General features: G+C 66.8%; 16 protein-coding genes. 10 read left to right on the top strand and 6 right to left on the bottom strand.

Going from position 1 to position 15,972, the window contains the following annotated elements; all coding sequences use genetic code 11:
- Positions 1-125 precede the first annotated feature (125 nt).
- Positions 126-1,136 (top strand): LacI family DNA-binding transcriptional regulator, encoded by a 1,011-nt coding sequence (locus tag ABIR17_RS03880; RefSeq protein ID WP_348003045.1) that lies wholly within the window; start codon positions 126-128, stop codon positions 1,134-1,136.
- On the opposite strand, the gene ABIR17_RS03875 is transcribed toward ABIR17_RS03880, so the two are convergent.
- Positions 1,133-2,113: an NAD-dependent epimerase/dehydratase family protein gene (locus ABIR17_RS03875; protein ID WP_348003044.1), complete on the bottom strand. Its 981-nt coding sequence runs from the start codon at positions 2,111-2,113 to the stop codon at positions 1,133-1,135. The genes ABIR17_RS03880 and ABIR17_RS03875 overlap by 4 nt on opposite strands.
- Positions 2,114-2,226: 113 nt before the next feature.
- Here ABIR17_RS03875 and ABIR17_RS03870 point away from each other — a divergent pair, with 113 nt between their 5' ends.
- The 4 genes from ABIR17_RS03870 to ABIR17_RS03855 all read left to right on the top strand — a co-directional run bounded on the left by ABIR17_RS03870 (position 2,227) and on the right by ABIR17_RS03855 (position 6,400).
- Positions 2,227-2,877 (top strand): hypothetical protein, encoded by a 651-nt coding sequence (locus ABIR17_RS03870; RefSeq protein WP_348003043.1) that lies wholly within the window; start codon positions 2,227-2,229, stop codon positions 2,875-2,877.
- Between the two features lie 79 nt (positions 2,878-2,956).
- The gene (locus ABIR17_RS03865; protein WP_348003042.1) at positions 2,957-4,618 is read left to right on the top strand and encodes a circularly permuted type 2 ATP-grasp protein; all 1,662 of its coding nucleotides are present in this window, start codon (positions 2,957-2,959) and stop codon (positions 4,616-4,618) included.
- Complete coding sequence (locus ABIR17_RS03860; RefSeq protein WP_348003041.1) at positions 4,612-5,541, top strand: alpha-E domain-containing protein; 930 nt, start codon at positions 4,612-4,614, stop codon at positions 5,539-5,541. Before ABIR17_RS03865 ends, ABIR17_RS03860 begins: the two co-directional genes overlap by 7 nt.
- 13 nt (positions 5,542-5,554) lie before the next feature.
- Positions 5,555-6,400, top strand: coding sequence for a transglutaminase family protein (locus ABIR17_RS03855; protein ID WP_348003040.1), 846 nt, complete (start codon positions 5,555-5,557; stop codon positions 6,398-6,400).
- A 12-nt stretch (positions 6,401-6,412) separates the two neighbouring features.
- Here ABIR17_RS03855 and ABIR17_RS03850 read toward each other — a convergent pair whose 3' ends face one another.
- Together ABIR17_RS03850 and ABIR17_RS03845 are read right to left on the bottom strand one after the other, a co-directional pair.
- On the bottom strand, positions 6,413-7,723 hold the full coding sequence (locus ABIR17_RS03850) for an MFS transporter (protein WP_348003039.1): 1,311 nt from the start codon (positions 7,721-7,723) through the stop codon (positions 6,413-6,415).
- 5 nt (positions 7,724-7,728) lie between these two features.
- Positions 7,729-8,145 carry a MarR family transcriptional regulator gene (locus ABIR17_RS03845; RefSeq protein ID WP_348003038.1) on the bottom strand — a complete coding sequence of 139 codons (417 nt, stop codon included), beginning with the start codon at positions 8,143-8,145 and terminating at the stop codon, positions 7,729-7,731.
- Between the two features lie 72 nt (positions 8,146-8,217).
- On the opposite strand from ABIR17_RS03845, the gene ABIR17_RS03840 reads away from it, so the two are divergent.
- On the top strand, positions 8,218-9,087 hold the full coding sequence (locus ABIR17_RS03840; RefSeq protein ID WP_348003037.1) for an alpha/beta hydrolase: 870 nt from the start codon (positions 8,218-8,220) through the stop codon (positions 9,085-9,087).
- 28 nt (positions 9,088-9,115) lie between these two features.
- Here ABIR17_RS03840 and helR read toward each other — a convergent pair whose 3' ends face one another.
- On the bottom strand, positions 9,116-11,266 hold the full coding sequence (gene helR / locus ABIR17_RS03835; protein WP_348003036.1) for an RNA polymerase recycling motor ATPase HelR: 2,151 nt from the start codon (positions 11,264-11,266) through the stop codon (positions 9,116-9,118).
- A gap of 83 nt (positions 11,267-11,349) precedes the next feature.
- Between helR and ABIR17_RS03830 the strand changes: the two genes are divergently transcribed.
- From ABIR17_RS03830 to ABIR17_RS03815, 4 genes are read left to right on the top strand one after another with little or no spacing between them, the layout of a single operon-like run.
- Entirely contained in the window at positions 11,350-12,399 is a 1,050-nt protein-coding gene (locus tag ABIR17_RS03830; RefSeq protein WP_348003035.1) for a biotin/lipoate A/B protein ligase family protein, read from the top strand.
- 19 nt (positions 12,400-12,418) lie between these two features.
- On the top strand, positions 12,419-13,447 hold the full coding sequence (locus ABIR17_RS03825; protein WP_348003034.1) for an iron ABC transporter permease: 1,029 nt from the start codon (positions 12,419-12,421) through the stop codon (positions 13,445-13,447).
- The gene (locus ABIR17_RS03820; RefSeq protein WP_348003033.1) at positions 13,444-14,202 is read left to right on the top strand and encodes a heme ABC transporter ATP-binding protein; all 759 of its coding nucleotides are present in this window, start codon (positions 13,444-13,446) and stop codon (positions 14,200-14,202) included. Before ABIR17_RS03825 ends, ABIR17_RS03820 begins: the two co-directional genes overlap by 4 nt.
- Before the next feature lie 17 nt (positions 14,203-14,219).
- Positions 14,220-14,498, top strand: a complete 279-nt coding sequence (locus ABIR17_RS03815) for a hypothetical protein (RefSeq protein WP_348003032.1) — start codon at positions 14,220-14,222, stop codon at positions 14,496-14,498.
- Between the two features lie 145 nt (positions 14,499-14,643).
- On the opposite strand, the gene ABIR17_RS03810 is transcribed toward ABIR17_RS03815, so the two are convergent.
- Positions 14,644-14,931: a GNAT family N-acetyltransferase gene (locus ABIR17_RS03810; protein WP_348003031.1), complete on the bottom strand. Its 288-nt coding sequence runs from the start codon at positions 14,929-14,931 to the stop codon at positions 14,644-14,646.
- Between the two features lie 34 nt (positions 14,932-14,965).
- Positions 14,966-15,967 (bottom strand): LacI family DNA-binding transcriptional regulator, encoded by a 1,002-nt coding sequence (locus ABIR17_RS03805; RefSeq protein WP_348003048.1) that lies wholly within the window; start codon positions 15,965-15,967, stop codon positions 14,966-14,968.
- Positions 15,968-15,972 lie beyond the last annotated feature (5 nt).

The following is a 15,972-nucleotide window of genomic DNA, read 5'->3' as shown; positions in this document are numbered from 1 at the left end:
CGTCGCACTGCGGCGCGGACCCCCGCTCCTCTCACCCCGAGCTAACTGACGGCCCCCGAGCTAACTGACGGCCCCCGAGCTCACTGACGTCCCCTCGAGCTCACTGACGCAATCTGAGGAATGTGATGGCGACGATCCGCGATGTCGCGCTGCACGCTGGTGTGTCTGCCGGGACCGTCAGCAACGTCCTCAATCGACCGAGCTATGTCTCGGCCGAGGTGCGGCGAAGGGTGCTCGACTCGATTTCGGCACTCGCTTTCACTCCGAGCGATTCGGCCCGCAAGTTTCGCCCCGGCCGCGAGCGCACGCTGGGTCTGGTCGTCGCCGACCTCGGGAACCCCTTTTTCGTCGATGTAACCCTCGGCGCCGACGCGGAAGCGAAAGTGCAGGGCGTCGGCGTGGTGATGGTCCACAACGGCCTCGACCGATTGCGCGAAGAACAGAACCTCGATGTGCTGATCCAACAGCGCGTCCACGGGATCATCATCACGCCCGTCGAGGAGGAGAACTCCCGGCTTGAGGAACTCGCCGAACAGGGCATCCCGATCGTCTATGTCGACCGTATTTCGGGAGACCGACCGTGCTGCTGGGTGCGCACCGACGATGTCGCCGGCGGTCGCCTCGCGGGCGAGCATCTCATCGAGCGCGGCCATCGACGCCTCATGTATGCCGGTGGCACCCGAATCTCACACAAAGTCGACGCCCGCTACGACGGATTCCTCACCGCAATCGAAGCGGGCGACGGCCGAGTCGAGCGGGTCGAGACGCAGTCATGGCGCCTCGAAGACGGAGCCCGGGTCGCGGAGCTGCTGTTTGCGCGGCGGCGGGAAGAATGGCCGACCGCGGTGATGTGTGCGAACGACCTCATCGCCTTGGGGCTCATGCAGAGGCTTGCGCTCGCCGGGATCCGCATCCCCGAAGACGTCGCCCTGGTCGGATTCGACGATCTGGAGTGGGCCGGTGCGGCCGTCATCCCGCTGTCGAGCGTGCGCCAGCAGCGTGCGGAACTCGGACGCCGAGCGGTGCGGCTCCTGATGGATGAACTGCTGAGCGCCGACACCCACGTTCACGTGCATGAGGAACTTGAGCCGACACTCGTGATCCGCGATTCGAGTGCGATCCGTCGCACCGACTAAAGAGCCGCGAGGCGGTCCCAGGCGGCATCGATCGTTGGATCGACAACCTTCCTCGACGGTTCCGCGAGGTACCAGTCCGCGATGTCGCGGGCGCCGTCAGAGAACGGAGTCGTCGCGACCCAGCCGGGTACCAGACTCTTGATTCGACTGTTGTCGAAGGCGACCGAGTGCGACCAATCGCCCAACAGCCCCGGTCCCAGTTCGGGAAGCTCGCGCGCGATCCGCTCGCTCGCGACGTGGACGAGAGTCGGCTCGATTCCGATCGTTCGTCCGAGGAGTCTCGCGATGTCATCCCAGGTGAGTTGCTCGTCGGAGGTGATCTGTACGGGCAAGCCCAACGCGTGGGGGTTGCCGAATAGCCCGACGAAGGCGTTCGCGAAGTCTCGAGAGTGGGTGAGAGTCCACCAGCTGGTGCCGTCCCCGTGCACGATGATCGGTTTGCCGTCGAGCATTCGCTGGAAAGCGGTCCAACCCCCGGGGAAGGGCATGTTGCCGCCGTCATAGGTGTGCGACGGCCGCACGATCGTCATCGGAAAACCCCGGTCGCGGTAGGCGGCTACCAGGAGGTCTTCGCAGGCGATCTTGTCGCGCGAATACTGCCAGTACGGATTCCGAAGCGGGGTGGACTCGACGATCGGCAGTGTGGCGATTGGCTTCTGGTAGGCGGAGGCGGACGAGATGAAGAGGTATTGCCCGGTTCGGCCGGTAAAGAATTCGACATCGGCGGCCACCTGCTCCGGCCGGAACGCCCGGAAGTTCGCGACGACATCGAACGTCTGATCCCCGACCGCCGCACGGATCGAGGCCGGGTCGTCGGCATCTCCTCGCAGCGTGGTGAGGGCATCGATCGGAGGCCGGTCGACGTTGACTCCGCGAGTGATTTGGGTCACCTGATAGCCCCGAGCGACGGCGAGCCGACTCACCCACCACGAGATGATTCCGTTTCCGCCGATGATGAGCACCCGTTGCGCTGGCATGACCCAACGCTAGCCGCGGCACCAGTTAGATCGATTACATCGACAAGACGGTGACGGCTCTCACCGATAAGTCGCACGCCCGCTTCGTCGTGTCGCTCTGCCAGGATGACGGCATGACAATGATCCCGGAGCCGATTGAGCCGTCGACAGTTACCCGACCGCTGTTCGAACCCGCGCGCGGCAGGTCGCTCGCGAGCGCGATCGCGGTCTACCTCGGTGGCTACCTGCTGCTGAGCGTTTTCACCAATGGCGAACTTTCGAGGGTCTCCGGGAACCTCTTCGGGGCGGTCCTCGATCGCCCGACCCCCGAGCTCCAGTCGGACCAGGTTGCCCTCTACGTGGCGCACTCGGTATTCGCGCTCGCTGTCGTTGTCGCGGGTCTTTTCCTCGGCCGCGGCCCGCTCGTCGGCAGGGTGGTCGGTTCGATCATCGTCGTGGTCGGAAGCACCGCGACGTTCGTGGTTCTCGGGCTGCGGGTCACCGTAGGGCTCCCCTTCCCGACCGGGCGCGACGCCATCCCCTTCGATATGGTGTTCGCCAACCCGTGGTTCGCGACAGTGCTCTTCGTGGGGGTGGCCTGGCTGCTGACTCGTCGCGCGCGACTCGGGTGGCTCGCGATTGTCGGCGTCGTCGTGCTGATCCCTCTCCCGCTGTGGATGGCGTTCGCCCACATTTCCTCCGGGACGTCGAGCCTCATCCTCCTGACGCTGAGCGCGATCGTTGGGGCCGGGATCATCCTCGCCGGACGCCCGCTGCGCGACTGACCCGGGAATCGCCCACCCCCGCGCGGCAACCCCGCGGGGTGGAAACACCCCCGCAACATGTCGGCCCTAGGCTCACACCATGGGTGACCTGTTCGACGGCTACGGGGTAACCGCAGCCCGACGTCGCGGTGCACCGCCCTTCGACGAGATGTTCTCCGACGTGGCTTTGGCATCGGATGAGGGCTCAGCGGGAGCACGCGAGCCATATCGCGAGATCCACGCGGCTCTCGCCAAGATGACGAAGGATGAGCTGCGCGGCCGTACCGAAGCTCTTGCCTCCTCCTACCTCGCGCAGGGCGTCACGTTCGACTTCGCCGGTGAAGAGCGGCCCTTCCCGCTCGACGCCGTTCCGAGGGTCATCCCGCAGGCCGAATGGATCACGGTCGAGGCGGGCATCAAGCAGCGGGTGCTGGCGCTCGAGAAGTTCTTGGCAGATGTCTACGGCGAACAGCGGGCGGTAAAAGACGGGGTCATCCCGGCCGGGCTGATCTCGTCGTCCGAACACTTCCATCGCGAAGCGGCCGGCATCCATCCTGCCAACGGCGTCCGCATCCAGGTCTCGGGTATCGACCTGATCCGTGACGAACTCGGCGCCTGGCGCGTGCTCGAAGACAACGTGCGGGTGCCGTCGGGAGTCTCCTACGTCATCTCGAACCGCCGGGTGATGGCGCAGACCCTGCCCGAGTTGTTCATGTCAATGCGGGTGCGCCCGGTCGGCGACTACCCGCACCGGTTGCTCAGCGCCCTGCGTGCTGCGGCGCCGGAAGGTGTCGAAGATCCGGTCGTCGTCGTGCTCACCCCGGGGGTGTACAACTCCGCCTACTTCGAGCACACGCTGCTCGCCCGCCTGATGGGCGTGGAACTCGTCGAGGGTCGCGACCTGTTCTGCTCTGGCGGACGCGTCTGGATGCGCACGACTGCCGGACCGACCCGGGTGGATGTCATCTACCGCCGCGTCGACGACGAGTTTCTCGACCCGCTGCAGTTTCGGGCCGACTCGATGCTGGGCTCGCCGGGTCTGCTGCTCGCCGCACGCCTGGGCAACGTCACGATCGCCAACGCTGTCGGCAACGGCGTTGCGGATGACAAGCTCGTCTACACCTACCTGCCCGATCTCATCCGGTACTACCTCGCTGAGGATGCGATCCTGCCGAACGTTGACACCTGGCGGCTCGAAGATCCGGGTGCGCTCGAAGAGGTTCTCGACCGCCTCGACGAACTCGTGGTGAAACCCGTCGCCGGATCGGGGGGCAAAGGCCTCGTCGTGGGACCGGATGCGACGAAAGCCGAACTCGACGAACTACGCATCGCCCTCCGGGCCGACCCTCGCGGCTGGATCGCGCAGCCCGTCGTGCAACTCTCAACCATCCCGACTCTCGTCGAAGACGGGATGCGCCCTCGGCACGCCGACCTGCGCCCGTTCGCGGTGAATGACGGCACCGACGTCTGGGTACTCCCTGGCGGCCTGACCCGGGTGGCGCTGCCCGAGGGTCAGCTCGTTGTGAACTCCTCGCAAGGTGGCGGCTCGAAAGACACCTGGGTAGTGGGGCTCGACCGGCTGCGCACCGCTGAGCACGACATTTCGAGCCTCGTCGCGGATCAGGCTGCGATCACGACCCAGTCGATTCCGATCATCTCGACCGAGTCGCACCTCCCCGACCACAGCCCGCACGACTCCCCCCGCCAAGACCAGCAGCAGCAGCAACAGCAGGCCTCCGTCGGGGGTGGTGAGCCATGCTGAGCCGCATCGCGGAATCCCTCTTCTGGATCGGCCGGTACATCGAGCGCAGCGACGGCACCGCGCGCATCCTGGATGTTCACCTCCAGCTGTTGCTCGAAGACCCCTGGATCGAAGAGAACCTCGCGTGCCGTGCCCTGCTCTCCGTGATGGGCACCGAGGTCGATGCCGACTCGGAGGTTACCCGCGACGACGTGTTGAACCTCCTGGCCGTCGATCGTGCGCAGCCGGCATCCATCGCGTATTCCCTGGGGGCTGCCCGCGAGAACGCCCGTCGCGCCCGCGAGGTCGTGAACACCGAGTTGTGGGAAGTGCTCAACACGACCCGCGCCCGGATGCCGCGCAAGGTTGCGAGCGACAAGGTGCACGAGTTCTTCACCTGGGTTCGCGAACGCTCCGCACTGGCCGTCGGGATCGTCGAGTCGGCCACCAACCGCGACGAGGCGTACCGGTTCTTCACGCTCGGCCGTTCTCTCGAGCGGGCCGACATGACCGCCCGGCTGTTGGCGACGCGCAGTCTGACCGAGGCATCCGGACCGTCATGGACCACGATCCTGCGCAGTGTCGGCGCCTACGAGGCGTATCTGCGCACCTACCGCGGCATCCCGAGCGCCACGAAGGCCGCAGAGTTCCTGCTGCTCGACCGACAGTTCCCGCGCAGCATCCTGTTCTCGGTGACCCGGGCTGAGCAGCAGTTGCGCGAGATCGAGCCGCGCGCCGACAGGTTCGGCGTGAGCGACGTCGCCCAGCGGTTGCTGGGCCAGATTCGCAGCGAACTCGAATACCGCTCCGTCGCCGATCTGATCGCCGAACTTCCGCTTCATATGGATGCCGTGCAGACCACGACAACCTCGGTCAGCGAAGCGATCCGGCAGCGCTACTTCCCGACCAACGATGTCGCCGCTTGGGTGGGGGAAAACACGTGAAACGGCTGAGTTCATGAAGAGACTGCGCATCCGGCATGAGACGGGCTTCCAGTACGGCGGCGAGGTGACGGCGTCGTACAACGAGGCACGGATGCTGCCGGTGAGCGCCGACGGACAGTTGGTGCTGTTCAGCAACCTCGAGATTTTGCCGATCTCGAGCCACCACACCTATGTCGACTACTGGGGCACCCGGGTGTCGTCGTTTGAGATCCTGTCGCCGCACCGCGAGTTGACTCTCGCGGCCACGAGTTTGGTCGAAGTGCGCGACCGCCCGCATCCCGATCACCGGCTCGAGTGGACGGCGCTGGCCGACGAGATCGAGAGCGCGACCGAGTTTGTCGAGCAGCTGGCGCAGAGGCCGCGCACGCGTCCGCCGGCCGAGGTCGCCGCACTTGCCGCCGCGATCGTCGCGAAGGAGCCGTCACCGTGTGCTGCGGCCCTCGCCATCTGCACCGCGATCGGCGAACTCATCGAGTACATGCCCGGGGTGACCGGCGTACACACGACAGCCGCGGAGGCCTGGGAGCACAAGAAGGGTGTCTGTCAAGACATCACGCATCTCGCGATCGGCGCCCTGCGCAGCGTGGGAATTCCGGCGCGCTACGTGAGCGGATACCTGCACCCGAAGCCGGATGCCGAAATCGGCGAAATGGTGAAGGGCGAGTCGCACGCCTGGGTGGAGTGGTTTTGCGGTGCGTGGAACGGCTACGACCCGACCAACCTGATCGAGATCGGCGACCGTCACGTCACCGTCGGGCGCGGCCGGGACTACGGGGATGTCGCTCCCCTGCGCGGGGTCTACGCCGGTCCGTACAAGAGCAAGTTGTTCGTGACTGTGGAGATCACCCGCGAGGCGTAAGCCCACGTCGGCTCAGCTCTTCTGGGTCTCGACTTCGACGATCGCGATTTCTGAGGTCGCGAGTTCGCGGTCTTCCGCTTTTCCGCTGAAGTGCAGCGGCCACCGGCGTTGGCGGTCCCAGGTGACGCGGAGGGCACGGGTGCGCAGGAAGTACCCGACGGCAACGATCACGATCACGGCACCGGCTGCCGCACCGGTCAGCATCGCGATTCGGGGGCCCGCTGTGCCGGCGATCCAGCCCATCAGCGGCGCTCCGGCGGGAGTGCCGCCCACGAAGATCGCCATGTAGAGGGCCATCACGCGCCCGCGCATGCTCGGCGGGGTAGTGATCTGCACGTACGAGTTGGCGGTCGTCATCAGAGTCATCGCTCCGACTCCGACCGCAATTAGGGCGATTCCGAAGACCCACACGTTGGGGGAGAGTGCGGCGAGCGTCATCGAGATCGAAGCCCCGAAGGCGGCCCAGGCAACGGTCGAGAGTCGGGGGATCTCGCGCCGCGCGCTGAGCAGAGCGCCACTCACCGAGCCGATCGCGAGCACCGACGACAGCACTCCGTACTGGGCCGAGCCGAGGTCAAAGACGATGCGCGACATCGTGGAGAGGTACACGGCGAAGTTCATGCCGAAGGTGCCCCAGAGGAAGACCATCACGAGGATCACCACGAGGTCTGACCGCCCCCGCACGTACCGCAACCCTTCACGGATGGCGCCCGGTCCTCGGGGTGGACGCTTCATCGGGATGAGTTCGTTCGAGCGCAAGAGGGCGAGAGCCCCGAGCACAGCGAGGAAGGTGGTGACGTTCAGGATGAACACCCAGCCGCTGCCGATGACGGCGATCAGGATGCCGGCGATCCCCGGGCCGATCAGGCGTGCACCGTTGAACGACGCTGAGTTCAGTGCCACGGCGTTGGTCAGTTGTCCGTTCGGAACGAGTTCTCCGACGAACGCCTGCCGCGCGGGGGAGTCGAAGGCTGCCGCGACGCCGAGCAGCAGCGCGAAGACGTAGACCATCCAAAGTTCGACGTGCCCGGTCAGGGTGATGATGCCGAGCGCCAGGGCGAGAGCACCCATCGCGGCCTGGGTGATCGCGAGCACTTTGCGCCGGTCGAATCGGTCGGCAACGGTACCGGTGAACGGCAGGAGCAACAGCATCGGAGCGAACTGCAGACCCGTCGTGATCCCGACCGCCGTCGCATCGTCGTCAGTGAGAACGGTGAGCACCAGCCAGTCCTGCGCGATGCGCTGCATCCAGGTCCCGATATTCGATACCAGGGCGCCGCCGAACCACAGCCGGTAGTTGCGCACGCGCAGCGAGCTGAACATCGCGCTCAGGAGTCGGCCAACTTCCGCAGAATCGGGATGACGGCGTCGAGGCGGGAGCGTTCGCTCGCCTCGAGAGCCGCCAAGTGCTGCGAGAACCAGGCAGTTCGTTGCGCCCGCACGTCGACGAGGAGGTCGTGAGCCGACGGCGTGAGGTCGACGAGCACTTTGCGGGCGTCATCCACCGACTTGGCGCGCACGACGTGCCCACCCTCTTCGAGCCCGTTGACGGTGCGGTTCATCGACGGTGGGGTGACTCGTTCCAAGATGGCGAGGTCGCCCGGGGTCTGCGGCCCGAGTCGGTCGAGGTGAAAGAGCACGGAGAGTTGGCTGTCGCCGAGGTCGCCGACAGCACGATTGATGCGGATGCGGCGCGCGAGCCGCTGCAGCACCAGCCGCAGCTCGTCGTCATCAGATTCGGGCACGATCGTTAGCCTAACTCATTAGCGGGGCTAATGGCTTGAGGAGTCCTACGATGAACCGAGCGAGGAGGCTCCATGCCCAACACGGCGGCACGCGGCGAACACACCTTCCAGGATGCCGAGGGCGTCACCATCCATTACTACGGATGGCAGGCGACCCAGCCGCGGGGCGTGGTGCAGATCATCCACGGCATCGGTGAGTACGCGATCCGCTACGAGGAGCTCGCGCAGTCCCTCGTCGCCGGCGGCTACACCGTGTACGCCAGTGACCTTCGCGGTCACGGCCAGACGGGCCTGGGCCAGTACGCGGGCGACCACGCGAAGTTGGGCAAGCTCGGCGCCGGTGGCGTGCCGGCGACCCTCGCCGGCATCCGAAAGCTGTCTGGGATCCTGCACGACCAGCACCCCCACCTGCCGCTCGTGCTGCTGGGCCACAGCCTCGGCTCGATCTTCGCGCAGAAGATGCTGAATGAGGATGCCTCCCCCTACGCCGCGGCGGTGCTGAGTGGCACCCCGTACCGCACCGCGTTGCACATGAACTCGGGCGACCTCTCGAAGCGTCACGCGGTTCCCGGTGGAACGGGCACCGAGTGGCTGAGCCGCGATCCCGAGGTGTGGACGCGCTTTGCCAACGACCCGCTGACCTTCGACGCCAAGGTCGCGAAACTGTTCGGGCTGCGCGAGGCGCTGCGGCTGCTCGGTCGCCCCACGAAGATCTCGCACGACCTGCCGCTGCTGATCCAGATCGGTTCGGAAGATCCGCTAGGCGGCCCGCGCAGTGTCGAACTTCTTGCCGCGGCGTACCACACGCGCGGTGGCCTGAGCGATGTCACGGTCGAGATTTACGAGGGCGCGCGCCACGAGGTCTATAACGAAACCAACCGCCGGGAGGTCATGGCCGACCTCGTCACCTGGCTCGACGAGAAGGTCACCCCGACGGTCTAGGCGGTCAGCAAGCTAGGCGGTCAGCAAGCTAGGTGGTCAGTAACACGAGTCGTTGCGTCGTGCGCGTCATCGCGACGTACCGATCGATCACCCTCTCGATGTCGGTACTCGGTTCGTCAGAGTCGGCGAGCATGACGAGGTCGAACTCCAACCCCTTCGACCCCTCGGGAGTCAGTGACAGCACCCGCGGGCGAGCCGTGAACGACGGATCGCCGATGACACAGGCGATCCCCTCGACGTTGCTCGCGAGCCACTCATCGAGGATCGCATCGCGTTCAGCGACCGGCGCCCGGGTGACCGGGATGCCGCTGCTGCGAATCGAGGTCGGCACGTTAGCGTCGGGCAGCACCGCGCGAATGACCGGCTCGGCCACCGCCATCACCTCTTCCGGGGTGCGGTAGTTGATCGTCAACGACGAGATGTGGATGTCGTCAAGCCCGACCCGGCGCAGGCGGTCCTGCCACGACTCGGTGAACCCGTGGCGTGCCTGAGCCCGGTCGCCGACGATCGTGAAACTCTTCGACGGGCAGCGGCGCACGAGCATCCGCCACTGCGCATCGGTGAGTTCCTGAGCTTCGTCGACGACGATGTGGGCGAACGGCCCGGCGAGTTCGTCGGCGTCGTCCAGCTCCACCGCTGTCTCGTCGATCAGGGCGTTGCGTACGTCGTCCCCGTCGAGCATGGCGAGGTTGCCATCGCCGTCCCCGAGCTCCTCAGACGCAATCAATTGCTCGACAACGCGTTGCATCTCTTCGCGTTGTGCTGCGAGCACGGCGGCCCGACGGCGCGCGCGCGCCGGAGCCTCGGGATCCCCGATCAACAGCCTCGCCGCGTCGAGAAAAGGCAGGTCTGAGGTCGTCCACGCCCGGCCGTCGGCACGCTGAACCGCGCGAAACTCGTCGTCGGCCAGCCACGGCGCGCACGCCTTCAGGTACGAGGGGACCGACCAGAGGTCGGCGACGACCCCCACCGGATCGAGCAGGGGCCAGGCCTGCGAGAAGGTGCGGCGCAGACCCGCATCCTGAAGCAGCACGCGGCGCAACAGCGGCCGCGGTGCCTGCTCCTCGTCGTATCGGCTCATGATGATCTCGAGCAGTTCTTGCCACACCGCGGCGCGCGCCTCGTTGTGCGACACCGCCTCGTCGCGCGAACCGAACGCGTCGGCCCAGTCGTCGGCGTCGATCTCGGTGCGGCCCCACGCGGTATCGATGAGCAGGCTGTCCGTCGGCGGCTGTTCGTAGCGGCGCACCGCCGTATCGAGGGCGTCGAACAGCCGTGCCGACGACTTCACGCGCAGCACGTCGGGGTCGGTCTCGGGTGGCGCGTCGGCCCCCTCCGGTACGAGGTCGCGCAACGTGCAGGTCGTCACCCCGTCCTCGCCGAGACTCGGCAACACGTCGTCGACATACGACAGGTAGGCGGCGCTCGGTCCCACGAAGAGGAAGCCGCCGTGGCGGCGGTCGAGCCGCGGGTCGGAGTAGAGAAGATAGGCGGCGCGATGCAGGGCGACGACCGTCTTACCGGTGCCCGGCCCGCCATCGACGACGAGTGCACCACGCGAACCGGCGCGGATGATCGCATCCTGATCGGCCTGGATGGTTCCGAGCACATCGCGCATGCGGGGCGATCGGCTGGTGCCGAGGCTCGCGATGAACGCCGACTGATCGTCGAGGGCCGCGTTGTCGCGGAGCCCGTCGGTCGTGAACACTTCATCCCAGTAGTCGGTGATGCGACCGAGAGTCCACCGGTAGCGACGTCGGCTCGCCAGGCCCAACGGGTTCGCGTGGGTCGCGCCGAAGAAGGGCTCCGCGGCAGGAGAGCGCCAGTCGATCAACAGCCGTTCGCCGTCGTCGCCGGTGAGCCCGAGGCGCCCGATGTAGATGGGCTCGGACCCATCGGAAGGCACCATCCGCCCCAGGCAGAGGTCGAGACCGAACCGCCGAAGCGTCGTCAGTCGGGTGTTGAGACGTCGCACTTCTTGATCGCGGTCGAGCGCCGCTTGGCCTTCCCGAGCGTTCAGCAGCAGCTCCTCGTCGAGCCGCGCCGAGAGGTCGGCGATCGAGCGTTCGAGGGTGCTGGCGATCGCAGCGAACCGCAGGTCGTCGTCGCCGATGAGTTCGGGCGCGGCTTTGGCCTTGCGCGCGGCGGGGAGGGCGAAGGCAGTTGCGTTTCGGGGCACGGTGCAGCGATTCTCCTCCCCTTCGCGTCGCCGCGTCCCAAGTTAGGCTGGCCTTCGCTCGCATTCCGGGCGAGGAGGACCAGATGCACGGCGAATTCAAGGTGCCCGGCGGCAAGTTGGTCGTCGTCGACCTCTCCGTCACCGACGGAAAGCTCGCCGACGTGAGGGTGTCGGGCGACTTCTTTCTCGAGCCGGATGAGGCGCTTGCCGCGATTGACCGCGCCTTGACCGGGATGCCGGAAGACTCCGATGCGAAGGCGCTCGCCGCATCCGTCACCGCAGCGCTACCTGAGGGCGCGGTGCTGCTCGGATTCACGGCCGAATCTGTCGCGACCGCCGTACGTCGGGCGCTGCGGAAGGCGACCACCTGGCGTGACTACGAGTGGCAACTGGTGCACCCCGGTCCGCTCGATCCGCTCACGCATCTCGCGCTCGACGAGGTCCTCGCGACCGAGGTCGGCGAGGGCCGCCGCAAGCCGACTCTGCGCATCTGGGAGTGGGATCAGCCGGCGGTCGTGATCGGCTCGTTCCAGTCGGTGAAGAACGAGGTCGATCCCGAAAACGCAGCCAAATACGGGTTCCGGGTCGTGCGTCGCATCTCGGGCGGCGGGGCAATGTTCATGGATGCCGGCGCGATCATCACCTACTCGATCTACGCCCCGGCCGACCTCGTCACGGGGATGTCGTTCGCCGACTCGTACGCGTTCTTCGACGAGTGGACCGTCGTTGCTCTCAAGAGCCTCGGCGTCGATGCGTCCTATCAACCGCTCAATGACATCGCTTCGCCGGCCGGCAAGATCGGCGGTGCCGCTCAGAAACGTCTCGGCAACGGTGGCGTGCTGCACCACGTCACGATGGCCTACGACATGGACGGCGATCGCATGGCCGAGGTGCTGCGCATCGGCCGCGAGAAGCTCAGCGACAAGGGCACCAAGAGTGCGAACAAGCGCGTCGACCCGCTGCGCAGTCAGACCGGGAAGAGTCGGGACGAGATCATCGAGCGGATGATCTCCACCTTCCGGGATGCCCATGGCCTGACGGACGGTGTCATCACCGACGCGGAGTACGCGCGGGCGGCCGAACTCGTCACCGAGAAGTTCGGTACCGACGAGTGGCTGTACCGGGTGCCGTGATCGTGAAAAATCTGACCTCGTGAAAAAGCTGATCGTTGGCGTCTCGATCGGCGCCCTGCTGCTGGGCGGCATCCTGGCGTCGGCCCTGCTCGGGCAGTTGCCGGTCTCGCCCGCGGAAGTCTTCGGATCTCTGCTGCGGGCGGTCGGCATCCCGAATTCGATGGCGCCCGACGACCCGGTGATCGAGTCAACGCTGTGGGTGATTCGGTTTCCGCGGATCGTGATGGCGATCGTGGTCGGCGCGTCCCTCGCGACGGCCGGTGCGGTCATGCAGGCGATCTTCGGCAACCCTCTGGCCGAGCCCGGCGTCGTGGGAGTGTCATCCGGGGCGGCACTCGGAGCGGCGACCGCGATCACCCTCGGCGCATCGGCGCTCGGCGAGTACGCCGTGGCAATCTTCGCGTTCGTCGGCGGGCTGCTCGCCACCCTCTTGGTGTATTTCGTGGCGCGCGCCAATGGCCGTACCGAGGTCGTGACCCTGCTGCTGACCGGCATCGCGGTGAACGCCTTCGCGGGAGCCGGGTTGGCGTTCGTGCTGTTCGCCGCGAACTCGGCGAGCCGCGAGCAGATCATCTTCTGGCAACTCGGGTCTCTCAACGGGTCGCTCTGGAGCGAGGTCGTCGTGGTGGTCGCGGTGGCCGTCGTCGGCGTGATCGCATCCGTGTTGCTCGCTCGGCGCTACGACCTCCTGTCCCTGGGCGAACGCAACGCGAAGCACCTCGGCCTCGACGTCGAGCGGCTGAGGTTGGTGTCGATCGTCATTGTCGCCCTGCTCACCGGCGTCGCGGTGGCGTTTGTCGGCATCGTCGCGTTCGTCGGACTCGTCGTGCCGCACGTGATGCGCATGCTGCTCGGCCCGCGCCACCGCGGACTCATCGTCGCCTCGGCCTTCGGGGGTGCCGTGCTGATGCTGATCGCCGACCTGCTCGCGCGCACCATCGTCGCCGGCGCGGAACTCCCGATCGGGATGCTGACCTCCCTTGTCGGCGGACCGTTCTTCTTCTTCCTCCTCTGGCGTCAACGGCGCCGGTCGGGAGGGTGGGCATGACTTTGCGCGCGCATTCCGTGTCGGTCGACTTGGGCGGTCGGCGCGTTCTTCACGACGTGACGCTCGACGTCATCCCCGGTGAGGTGCTTGCCCTGGTCGGGCCCAACGGCGCCGGCAAGTCGACGCTGCTCTCCGTGCTCTCAGGCGAGCTGGCCCCGGCATCCGGGTCGGTGCTGCTCGACGATCGCGACGTTCGATCGTTCTCGCCGCTCGAACTCGCGCGGCGCCGCGCGGTTCTCACGCAGGACAACACCCTGATCTTCCCGTTTCGGGTTCTTGAGGTCATCCAGATGGGGCGCTCGCCCTGGACGCGCACCGGCGAACTCGCCGACGACACCCGAGCGGTCAGCTCGGCGGCGGCACGAGCGGATGTCGGGCATCTCGCCCACCGCCGCTTCACCGAACTCTCGGGCGGCGAGCGAGCGCGTGTCTCCCTAGCTCGGGTGCTTGCTCAGGACACCGGTATCGTGTTTCTCGACGAACCGACCGCCGCGCTCGACCTGCGGCATCAGGAAGACGTGTTGCGCATCGCCCGGGAGTTGGCCGACGCAGGCCGTGCCGTCGTGCTCGTGGTGCACGACCTCTCGCTCGCCGGATCCGTCGCCGACCGGGTCGCGCTGCTGTCGGCCGGCCGCCTCGCCGCCGTGGGGGTTCCGGCTGACGTGCTCACGGCATCCACCATCTCGTCGGTCTACGGCCTCGAGGTGCGCGTCGTCGAAATCGACGGGCGGCCGCACATCGTTCCCACGAGGTAGCGACGTATCCTGTGCCCGTGGGCTGGATCGTGTGGGTGATTGTCGGAGTGCTCGTTGTCGCGGCCGGCGTCATCGGCCAGCTCACGGGGATCATGGACTTTCGCGCCAAGAAGGGCGCGGCGACCATCGGCAACGTGCTCGCCCCGATCGACGGTCTCTTCGCGCCGAACCGGCAAGAAGCCATGCAAGAACTCGAGCGGCAACACGAGATGCCCGCTCCCGCCCCGTCGCCCGGTGACGGCGATCGCGACGTTTACAAGGGGACGATCAAGATCGACCTCTCGCAGCCCCGCTAGCAAAAGCGTCGCCATCGCGGTACCGGCCCTTCACCGATGAAGTCGGTCTCTGGCTGGAGTACCTAACTCTCGGAAATCTCGTGCTTCGTCGACGTAGAGGGGCCAGAGTGCTCTGACGCCGAGAGTTAGGCACGCCACAACCCGTTTAACGTGTGGTCAGATCCTGGTACTCGGGATGGGTGTCGAGGAATCGGCGGGTGAACGGGCACGTCGCGCCGATCCGCGCCGTCGTGGTTGCGCGCAGCTGATCGAGGGCGCCACCGACCAGGATGCTGCCGAGCCCGCGCTCCTGTAGCGCCGGGTCGATCTCGGTGTGTGTGAAGACGATCTCGCCGTCGGCGCGCGTGAGGTAGTCGGTCTCGCCGAGCTCGCGGTCGCCGCGCATCAGCACGAATCGGGAGCCGGCCTCGTCGTGCACCACGGTGTCTGCCATGAATCCACGCTAACCCCGGGAACCGGCTGAGGTCTCACTCGGAGCCGCGGCGCACCAAAACCGTCGGCATCATGGTGATGAGCGGAACGTCCTCACCGTTGATCAGACGCATGAGCAGTTCGGCCATGGTGCGACCGACCTCGCTCTCTTCCTGGTCCACGGTGCTGAGCGGCGGGTTCGCGCGCTGGGCGAAGTAGTCGTCGTCGAAGGTGACGACGCCGAGGTCGCGAGGCACCGAGATCCCGCGCGCCTGCAGCACCGAGAGGGCACCGTCGGCCATCTGAGCGGATGCCGCGAACAGTCCGTCGAACGGCTCGCCCCGGTCGAGCAAGCGCTCCATCGCGAGCGCACCGGAGGCCGGGGTGAAGTCGCCGCGCTCGACCAGATCGGTCGGCATCCCGGCAGCCGCGAGAGCCGCGTGCCAGCCTTCGAGACGGTCGAGACCTGCCGTCATGTTCGTGGGGCCGGCGATGGTCGCGATGCGCCGACGCCCGGCCGAGATCAGCAGCTCGACAACTGACTGCGCCGAGGCCGTGTTGTCGACATCCACGTAGACGGGTACCGGGCCGTCGTCGTACGGCGCGGGGCGTCCGCCGAAGACCACGGGGAGGTTGCGCGAGAGTGCGACATACGAGCGGTCGTCGCTGTGGTGGGAGAGGATGAGCGCCCCGTCAACGTTGCCCGCCTGGAGGTACCGGCGGCTCTTCTCCGGGTCGATTTCCGAGGCGATCAGCAGGGTCAGGGTGAAGTCGGTGGTAGCCAGCCGCATCGCCGCACCCTGCACCACGGAGGCGAAGTAGGGGTCGGCGAAGAACCGGGCGGTGTTCTCGGGGATGACGAGGGCGATCGAGTGCGTACGTCGGCTAGCGAGGGTGCGCGCCGCGCGATTGGGCACGTAGCCGAGCTGTTCGATCGCCGCGTTGACGGCAGCGAGTGCTTCGGCAGTGACCTTCGGCGAATCGTTGATCACGCGTGACACGGTGGAGCGTGACACCCCCGCGAGGGCGGCCACCATCTCAAGCGTCGGGGTCGACATCGATG

Source organism: Pseudolysinimonas sp. (assembly GCF_039912695.1).
Classification (GTDB): Bacteria; Actinomycetota; Actinomycetes; order Actinomycetales; family Microbacteriaceae; genus Pseudolysinimonas_A.
The sequence above is the reverse complement of the archived record's forward strand: the minus strand, read 5'-3'. Positions and strand labels throughout refer to the sequence as shown.